Below are 8,984 nucleotides of genomic sequence, written 5' to 3' on the forward strand. Positions count from 1 at the left end.
GCGGCGGGGACGGGGGGTGGTTCAGCGGGACTTGTCAGGGCTCAGCGGTGGGACGCGGGGGTACGGAACCGGCTCAGGAACCGCCACATGACCTCGTGCGCCTCGATGGTCTGGGTGGTGTAGCCGCCGCCGCTGTAGCTGTCGGCGCCCGGCCAGGTGTGCCCGCCGTCGGTGACCGCGACATGCTGGACCTCGGCGCCCCGGTCGCAGTCCTTCCAGCGCGAGACGGTGATGTCCGGCTCGGTCACCCGGTCCCGCGCGCGGTCGTCACAGCCGTTGCGGGCGGCCCAGCCTGCCACCCAGTCCCGGATCGCCGGCAGTCCGCGGTCGGCGTCCCCGGCGTACGGGATGGTGACGTCACCGGTGCCGTGGAAGTCGATGAGCGGTATGGGGCGTGACGGCCGGCACTCCTCGCCGGTCGGGTAGAGCGCGGCGGCCACCGGCGCGATGGCGGCGATCCGGTCGGCGGCGCGGCAGGCGAGCAAGGTGCTCACGAAGCCCGCCCCGTTGGACTTGCCCGTGGCGTACACCCGCCGCTCGTCGACACAGAGCGTGGCTTCGATCCGGTCGAGGAGGTCCTCGGTGAACCGGACGTCGTCCACCCCGGCCGCCGCGTACGGCGCGCCCTGCCAGGCCTGCCGGTCGCCGTCCCCGGTACCGATGACCCCGTCCGGGTAGACGACGACGGCCGGGAGCGTGGAGAGCTTGGAGAACTCCTCGGTGCCCGCACCGGTGTTGCCACGGCCGTGGAAGGCGAGGACGACCGGCCAGTCGCGCTTCTCCGTGTAACCGTCCGGGAGATGGAGCTGATACGTACGGTCGCGGCCGCCGCTGCTGATGGTGCCCCGGGCGCTGGTGCCTGGCTGCTGCGGGGCGGGCAGGCGGCACGCGGTCTTCTTGGCGGGCTTCGACTGCTGCGCGGCTGCGGACGCCGGTACGGCGGTCGCCCCGACGCACAGGGCGAGGCTCACGACGGCGGTCGCCATACGCTGGAGGGAGTTCATGGCAGGCTCCTTCTGCCGTACGCCTCAAGGCGGACGGCCGACTGGTTTTTTCGGGCAGGGGTGCCCCACACAGGGGGGGGGCGGGATCGCGCGCGGCTCGGGCGCGATGAAAGAGGTGCGGTGCGCGTGCTGCGCGCGGTGCGGGTGTCGTACGGGCAGGTTCTGCCTACGGCACCACGCGCGCCCTCACGAAAGGCCTTGGGGGAGAGCCCTTACGTGCACAGGGGCGGGGCGCGGTGCCGTACGCGGGGGAGTGGCGGCGGAGCCGTTGTCAGGCGTCCAGCCACTCCTTGACGAAGGCGACCACACGGACCACGACGGCGTCGACGACCGCCTGTCCGTCCTCGGCGGTCGCCCGGCGCGGGTCACCGAGGATGCCGTTGTCACTGAGCCGGTCGTAGCGCACGGCGAGCGCGGGGTGGCTGCCGTGGCGCGAGAGCCGGGAGAGCGGATCGAGTTGGGCGGTGGCGGTCGTACCGGCGGTGAGCCGGCCGGTGCGCACCAGCCCGGGGGCGAGATGGAGCATCTGCGCGGTCTCCGCCTCGCCGCTGTGTCCGTGCACTTCGCTGACGCCCATGCCGGCGACGACATCGGCGGCGAGCGCGGTCACGGGGGTCCAGGCGAACTGGAGTCCGGGGTGGGTGGTGAGCAGGTCCTGCGCCACCGTGGCCAGGGTGGCGTTGTTGCCGCCGTGGCCGGTCACCACGAGCACCTTCCGCCAGCCGTGCCGGTGGAGGCTCTCGACGTACTCACGGATCACCGCGGCCAGGGTCGTGGTGGTGAGTGTGACCGTGCCCGCGAAGGCGAGATGGTGCGGGGAGACACCGACCGGCAGATGCGGGCCGATGACCGCGCGCCCGTCCAGCGCGGCGGCCACCCGGTCGGCGACCGCCTCGGCCCGGATGGTGTCCGTGGCCAGCGGCATTCCGGGGCCGTGCTGTTCGAACGCACCGGCCGGGATGATGACCACGGGGCTCGCGGTGACGGCCTCGGCCGCCTCCTCGGTCGTCATCTCGGCCAGCCGCAGCGGCGGCCGGGCGCTCATCGGTCCGTGCCCGTCGCCGAGCCGTCGGGATCCGCGTCCTCGACGTCCGGGAAGTCGGCCGTGAGGACCGCCTCGCGGATGAACCCGAGATGTTCCCGGGTCAGCCGCTCGGCCGCCTCGGCGTCCCCGTCCCGTACCGCCTCGTAGATCTCCACATGCTCCGCGTGGTCCCGCGCGCGGTCGTTGTAGCGGTGCCGGATCTCCACCTGTTCCCGCGCCCTGACCTGGAGCAGCGCCTCGACGGCCTCCCTCAGCAGCGCGTTGCCGCTGGCGGCGGCCAGCGCCACATGGAAGTGGACCGACTGCCGCAGCGACTCGCGCGGCGGATGCAGCGCGTTGGCGGACGCCGCCTCCAGCTCCGAGACCGCCTCGGGCACCCTCGTACGGGCCGCCGCCGCAGCGACCGCGGGCTCCAGGACCAGCCGCGCCTCGACGAGTTCGAGCACCGACTCCCGGCTCCCGCGCGGGAGATGGGGGTTGGCGAGCAGCCTCCGCTCACTGCCCGGTCCGACATAGGTGCCCGAGCCGTGCCGGAACTCCACCACACCCGTGGCCTCTAGTCTGCGCAGGGCCTCGCGGACCGTGGGCGTGGTGACGTCGAACCGGCGGGCCAGATCACGGGACGACGCCAAGGCGTCGCCCGGAACCAGCCGTTCGGTGCGGATGATCTCGACGATGCTGTCCGCGAGATGCTCGGACAGCGACAGTTCACTGCGACTCATGAAGTGAATAGATCACTTGATCTCTTGGGGTGTCAATGGTCGTGCCGTGAATGATTTCCGGCCAATGCCGGAGCGGTACTCTCCCGCTCGATCAGCGCCGGGAGCGGTACGTGTACGGTCCGGGCGCCGCCCCCGTCGAGCAGCGCGGCCAGTTCACCCGCCGCGATCCGGCCGAACCCGACCGCGTCGCGGGAGAGCGCGGTGAGCCAGGGCCGTACCAGCCGGCACAGCGCCGAGTCCTCCCAGGAGACCACCGAGACATCGCCCGGCACGGAGAGGCCGAGCCCCGCCGCCGTCGCGGCGCCGGCCGCGGCCATCACGTCGTTGTCGTAGACGAGCGCGGTCGGCGCACCGGTCTCCTCCAGGACCCGGCGCGTCACCTCCGCGCCCTCGGTGTCGGAGTAGTCCGTCGTCAGCGAGCGCACCTCGGCCAGACCGCGCCGCTCGGCCTCGATCCGCAGCGAGCGGATGCGCCGCTCGGTGTGCGCGAGCGAGGGAAGGCCCGCGATATGGACGATCCGCCGGTGGCCCAGTTCGTACAGCCGGCCGACGATCGAGGCCATCGCGCCCGCGTCGTCGGCCCGTACCTGCGAGAGGAGCGAGTGCGGCCCCGTGTCGCCGTCGGGCAGCGCGCCGATCACCACACCGGGCAGGCCCAGTTCGTCCAGCAGACCGGGCCGGGGGTCCTCGGTCCTCGGATCCGCCACCAGGACACCGTCCACCCGGTGTTCCGCCCACCAGCGCCGGTAGACCGCGCACTCGGCCTCCACGTCTTCCACCACCTGGAGGAGCAGGCCGAGTTGGCGTTCTGAGAGGATCTCCTGGATGCCGGAGATGAGCTGGAGAAAGAACGAGTCGACGCCGAGGGTGGCGGCGGGTCTGGCCAGGACGAGACCGACCGTGGCCGACCCCTCGCCGGACAGCGCCCGGGCGGCGGTGCTGGGCCGCCAGCCCAACTGCTCGGCCACCCGGCGCACCCGCTCGCGGGTCACCTCGGAGACTCCCGGACGGCCGTTGAGCGCGAAGGAGACGGCGCTCTCCGAGACCCCGGCGCGCTGCGCGATGTCCTTCATGGTCGGGCGGCGGGCCGGAGTGCGCCTGGCCGCCGGGGCGTCCCGCGGAGTGCCGCCCGGAGCGTCCCTCGGAGTGTCTCTGGCCGATGGCCGGTTCTCCGCCACTCCGGTGCTCCTTTTCCCGTACCTTCCGGCCGTACCGGACGAGCCATGTGGACCCTGGACTAATGCGCTTGAGTCCTTTCATCCTAAAGCGCATTAGTTTTTTCCCACAAGGAAGCTCCCCCAACTGCTCTGACCTGCCCTGATATTGGGGAGTCCGCTTTTGACGGACGAATGTGTTGACTTTCCCCCGGGCTCATTGCAGGGTCTGCGGGGAAAACGGAGCCGGGCCCGTCGTTCCGGGCTCCCGGACCCCGTCCGCACGTCTGATCCGAGCAAAGGAGCCGTTCACCGTGCGCATCTCCCGCAGAGCAGTCGCCATGGCCACTGTTCTCGCCGCCGTACTGCCGCTGAGCGCCTGTGGCGGTGGGGACACCGGCACCGAGGAGTCCTCCGACGCCTCAGGCCCCGTCAAGGGCCAGATCTCCTTCCAGACCTGGAACCTCCAGGCGAACTTCAAGGAGTACTTCAACGGAGTCATCAAGGACTTCGAGAAGAAGTACCCCGACACCAAGGTCAGATGGGTGGACCGGCCGGCCGAGGGCTACGCCGACAAGCTCAGCGCGGACGCCGCCGCCGGCACCCTGCCCGATGTCGTCAACGTCTCCCCCGACCAGCTCGCCCCCCTGACGAAGGCCGGGCTCGCGCTGGACCTGGACAAGGACAGGACCGCGGCCGCGTTCCGCAAGGAGTATCTGCCGGACGCCTGGAAGAGCCAGCAGATACCGGGGGTGGAGGGGACGTACGGCTTCCCCTGGTACCTCAACACCGGCCCGATGTTCTACAACAAGCGGCTCTTCGAGGAGGCCGGGCTCGACCCCGAGAAGCCCCCGACCACCTACGACGAGGTCTTCGACGCCGGACTGGAGATGGCCAGGAGGACCGACGGCAGGGTCGCCACCCTCGGCCAGGTGCCCACCATCGAGGACTTCGGCCGCTACGGCGTCCAGCTCGTGAACAAGGAGGGCACCGGCTTCGCGTTCAACGACGCCAAGGGCGTCGAGATGCTCACCCGGTACAAGGAGCTTTTCGACGCCAAGGCGCTCGACCCGCAGGCGCTCACCGCGACCCCCGAGTCCACGGGCAGCAAGTTTCTCACCGAGTCCGTGGCCATGAACCCGGGCAGCGCGCTCGACCTGGAGAACTTCAAGAAGCAGGCCCCGACGCTCTACAAGAACATCGGGATCACGGACCAGGTCACCAGCACCGGCAAGGTCAACATGTATGTGATGGGCGTGATGGTCAACGCCAACAGCCAGCAGAAGCCCGCCGCCGTGGCCTTCGCCCACTTCGTGACCGACGCCACCCGCCAGATGTCGTTCGCCAAGGAAGTCGCCATCTTCCCCAGCACCCAGGGCTCCCTCGACGACCCGTACTTCACCAAGGAGGACGGCACCGACGAGACACGCGTTCGGATCGCCGCCGCCAAGTCCCTGAAGAACGCGGTCAATTACACCCCGGTCCTGTTCAGCGAGCAGATGAAGACCGAGCTGCGCAACCAGGTGGCCAAGGCGCTCCAGGGCAAGGTCAGCCCCCAGGAGGCGCTCGACCGCGCGGTCGAGGCCTGCGACAAGCTGCTGAAGCAGAGCTGAGCCGGAGACTGTGAAAAGCACCATCGCATCCAGGGCATATCCCCCGGACCCCGCCGCGGCGGGACTCGCGCCCCGGAGCCCCGGCTCCGGCCGTGGGCCCCGCCGCGGGCCCGGCAGCGGGCAGGGCCGCCGGATCAGCCGCCAACTCCCCTTCAGCCCCTGGCTGTTCGCCGCGCCCGGCCTGCTCGTCGTCGGCGCGTTCAGCCTCCTTCCGTTCCTCAGCACCGTGGTGAACTCGTTCACCGACCGGCGGGTCCTGGTCGCGGGCGACTATGTGGGGCTCGCCAACTTCCGTGAGCTGGTCCACGACGAGATGTTCTGGACCGGTCTGCGCAACAGCACCCTGTACGTCGTCTGTGTCGTCCCGGCGCTGGTCGTCCTGCCGCTGCTGCTGGCCCTGCTCGTCCGGCGGAACATCCCCGGCATCGCCTTCTTCCGCTCCGCCTTCTACACCCCCGTCGTCGCCTCGATCGTGGTGGTCGGGCTGATCTGGGTGTGGATGCTGGACGACCGGGGGCTGGTCAACTCCCTGCTGGAGACCGTGGGGATCGGGAAGATCGGCTTCCTGAGCGACCAGTGGTTGCTGCTGTTCAGCGCCATGGCCGTGACGGTCTGGAAGGGCCTCGGCTACTACATGATCATTTATCTGGCCGCGCTGGCCGACGTACCGCGCGAGCTGCACGAGGCCGCGGCGGTGGACGGGGCGGGTGCCGTACGCCGCTTCTTCACCGTCACCGTACCGGCGGTCCGCTCCACCATGGTCCTGGTCGGGGCGCTGTCCTCGGTCGCCGCCTTCAAGGTGTTCTCCGAGGTCTATCTGATGGCGGGACCCACCGGCGGACCCGCAGGCGAGGACACCACCCTGGTGATGCTCGTCCAGCGCGTCGGTACGGGACTGACCGGCCGGGTTGGCTATGCCTCCGCCATCTCCGTCGTGGTGTTCGTCGTCACGGTCGCGCTGATGCTGCTGGTGCTCCGCGCCGACCGCAAGGAGGACGCGTGACCTTCCCGCCCCCCACATCGACGCGCCCCACATCGACCGCGCCCACATCCGCCGCGTCCGCGACGGCCGTGTCCGGGACGGCGCGTACCACCGCGCGCGTCCTCACCGACGCCGACGGGCGGCGGATCGCCCCCTGGCAGCTCGTGGTGCGCTACGTCCTGCTGCTCGCCGTACTGGCGCTGACGGTCGGGCCGTTCCTCTGGCAGCTCTCCACCTCGCTGAAGGGCCCGCAGGAGGACATCTTCAGCTCCCCGCCGACGTTCTTCCCGAGCGATCCGACCCTGGACAACTACGGCCGGGTCGCCGACACCATCCCGGTCTGGGACTACGCGTACAACTCGCTCAAGGTCGCCCTGGCCAGTGTGGTCACCAACTGCGTGGGCGCCGCGCTGGCCGGCTACGCGCTGGCCAGGATGCGCTACCGGGGGCGCCGGGCCGCGACGCTGGCCTTCATCCTCGCCATGCTCGTGCCCGTCGAGGGCATCATCATCGCGCAGTTCACCACCATGCGGGACCTCGGTCTCAACAACAGCCTGCTCGGGGTGCTGCTGCCCGGATCCATCGGCGCGATGAACGTCCTGCTGATGCGCAACGCCTTTCTCAGCCTGCCGGACGAGGTGGAGGAAGCGGCCTATGTCGACGGCGCCAATGTCTGGCAGCGGTTCCTCATGATCGCCATGCCCTCGGTCAAGGGCACCCTCGCGGTGGTCGCGATCTTCGCGTTCATGGGCGCCTGGGACGACTTCCTCTGGCCGCTGATCGTCCTCAGCGACCCGGAGAACTACACCCTGACCGTCGGACTGAACTATCTGCACGGCACGTTCGCCACCGACGAGCGGCTGGTCGCGGCCGGTACGGTCATCGCCGTACTCCCGCTGATCATCCTCTTCGCCTGCCTCCAGCGGTACTTCTTCCGCGGTGTCGGCGAAGGTGCAGTCAAGGGCTGACGAGTACCGCGACCCGAATCAGGACAACGTTGCCAGTATGAGCACTTCCGCACCACCCGCACCCGAACCGGCACCCGGACGCGAACCGGCACCCGCACCGGAGCCGGTACCCGCAGCCGGGCCCGCGCCCGCGCCCGCACCGCGCTTCGGTGTCAACTACACGCCCAGCCAGGGCTGGTTCCACCACTGGCTCGACTTCGATCCCGATGCCGTACGGGCCGACCTCGACTCCATCGCGGGCCTCGGCCTCGACCACATCCGGGTCTTCCCGCTCTGGCCGCTCTTCCAGCCCAACCGGACCCTGATCCGACCACGGGCCGTGGACCAGCTCGTCCAGCTCGCCGACCTCGCGGCCGAACGCGGACTGGACGTCAATGTCGACGGACTCCAGGGGCACTTGTCGAGCTTCGACTTCCTGCCCGCCTGGACCGGGACCTGGCACCGGAGGAACATCTTCACCGACAACGATGTCGTCTCCGCGCAGGCCGAGTATCTGCGGACGCTCGCCGCCGCGCTCGCAGACCGGTCCAACTTCATCGGGATGACGGTCGGCAACGAGATCAACCAGTTCTCCGGGCCACCGCACCCCGATCCCGACCCCATCACCCCGGAGCAGGCGGCCGGCTGGCTCGGGCGGCTGCTGGCGGCGTGCGAGGAGGGGGCGCCCGGCAGGCTCCATCTGCACGCCGAGTACGACGCCGCCTGGTACCAGGACGGGCATCCCTTCACCCCGGCGCACTCGGCCAGGATCGGGGCCGTCACCGCCGTGCACTCCTGGGTGTTCAACGGCACCGCCCAGCGGTACGGGCGTACCGGCACCGCCACCGAGCACCACGCCGCGTACATGATCGAGCTGTCCAAGGCCTGGGCGCTCGAACCGCACCGGCCGGTCTGGCTCCAGGAGGTCGGCGCCCCGGCGCCGGTGATCCCGGCCGAGCACGCGGCCGCGTTCACCGAGGCGACCGTGGCCAACGCGCTGGACTGCGCCGATGTCTGGGGCATCACCTGGTGGTGCTCGCACGACGTGTCGCGTTCGCTCGCCGACTTCCCCGAGCTGGAGTACACCCTCGGGCTGCTCACCAACGACCGGCGGGTCAAGCCGGCCGGGGAGTCCCTCGCGCGGACCGTCGCGGAGTGGCGCGGCCGGGAGTACGCGCCGGCGCTCCGTACCACCGCGCTCGTCGTGGACGTCGGCGACGGTACGGGCGGCACAGGCGGTACGGGCGGGAGCACCGCGGACGGTGGGAGCGCGCCCACCCGGGCGACCTGCGGCCCCGGCGGAGCGTTCTTCGAGGCCTTCGCCCGGCTCACCGAGGAGGGGGTCCGTCCGACTGCGGTTCTTGCGGGCCGGGCCGAGGACAAGGAGCATCTGGCGGGGCGCGGTATCACCGAGGTCGTCCGCCCGGACGAGGTCGGCTGACCCCGCGCGCCACCGCAGCCCGCCCGGAGCACCGCCCCCGGAACCACCGGACCGAAGCCTCACCAGACCCAGCCTG

8 protein-coding genes are annotated in these 8,984 nt (G+C 70.6%); 4 read left to right on the top strand and 4 right to left on the bottom strand.

Annotated elements, in window-relative coordinates; genetic code table 11:
• Positions 1 to 41 precede the first annotated feature (41 nt).
• The 4 genes from WH07_RS31700 to WH07_RS31715 all read right to left on the bottom strand — a co-directional run bounded on the left by WH07_RS31700 (position 42) and on the right by WH07_RS31715 (position 3,844).
• The gene (locus tag WH07_RS31700; RefSeq protein WP_046507806.1) at positions 42 to 1,004 is read right to left on the bottom strand and encodes an alpha/beta hydrolase family esterase; all 963 of its coding nucleotides are present in this window, start codon (positions 1,002 to 1,004) and stop codon (positions 42 to 44) included.
• A gap of 271 nt (positions 1,005 to 1,275) precedes the next feature.
• A complete protein-coding gene (locus tag WH07_RS31705; protein ID WP_046507809.1) occupies positions 1,276 to 2,049 on the bottom strand; it encodes a creatininase family protein in 774 nt (257 codons plus the stop codon).
• The gene (locus WH07_RS31710; RefSeq protein ID WP_046507811.1) at positions 2,046 to 2,771 is read right to left on the bottom strand and encodes a FadR/GntR family transcriptional regulator; all 726 of its coding nucleotides are present in this window, start codon (positions 2,769 to 2,771) and stop codon (positions 2,046 to 2,048) included. Before WH07_RS31710 ends, WH07_RS31705 begins: the two co-directional genes overlap by 4 nt.
• Positions 2,772 to 2,803: 32 nt before the next feature.
• Complete coding sequence (locus WH07_RS31715) at positions 2,804 to 3,844, bottom strand: LacI family DNA-binding transcriptional regulator (protein WP_046507813.1); 1,041 nt, start codon at positions 3,842 to 3,844, stop codon at positions 2,804 to 2,806.
• Positions 3,845 to 4,239: 395 nt separating this feature from the next.
• Here WH07_RS31715 and WH07_RS31720 point away from each other — a divergent pair, with 395 nt between their 5' ends.
• From WH07_RS31720 to WH07_RS31735, 4 genes are all read left to right on the top strand, one after another.
• Positions 4,240 to 5,538, top strand: coding sequence for an ABC transporter substrate-binding protein (locus WH07_RS31720; RefSeq protein WP_046507815.1), 1,299 nt, complete (start codon positions 4,240 to 4,242; stop codon positions 5,536 to 5,538).
• A gap of 10 nt (positions 5,539 to 5,548) precedes the next feature.
• The gene (locus tag WH07_RS31725; RefSeq protein WP_408645975.1) at positions 5,549 to 6,541 is read left to right on the top strand and encodes a carbohydrate ABC transporter permease; all 993 of its coding nucleotides are present in this window, start codon (positions 5,549 to 5,551) and stop codon (positions 6,539 to 6,541) included.
• A gap of 68 nt (positions 6,542 to 6,609) precedes the next feature.
• Positions 6,610 to 7,488, top strand: coding sequence for a carbohydrate ABC transporter permease (locus WH07_RS31730; RefSeq protein ID WP_046507820.1), 879 nt, complete (start codon positions 6,610 to 6,612; stop codon positions 7,486 to 7,488).
• A gap of 37 nt (positions 7,489 to 7,525) precedes the next feature.
• Positions 7,526 to 8,908, top strand: coding sequence for a glycoside hydrolase 5 family protein (locus WH07_RS31735; RefSeq protein ID WP_232789131.1), 1,383 nt, complete (start codon positions 7,526 to 7,528; stop codon positions 8,906 to 8,908).
• Positions 8,909 to 8,984 lie beyond the last annotated feature (76 nt).

It is taken from the genome of Streptomyces odonnellii, assembly GCF_000981895.1.
In the GTDB taxonomy this organism is placed as follows: domain Bacteria; phylum Actinomycetota; class Actinomycetes; order Streptomycetales; family Streptomycetaceae; genus Streptomyces; species Streptomyces odonnellii.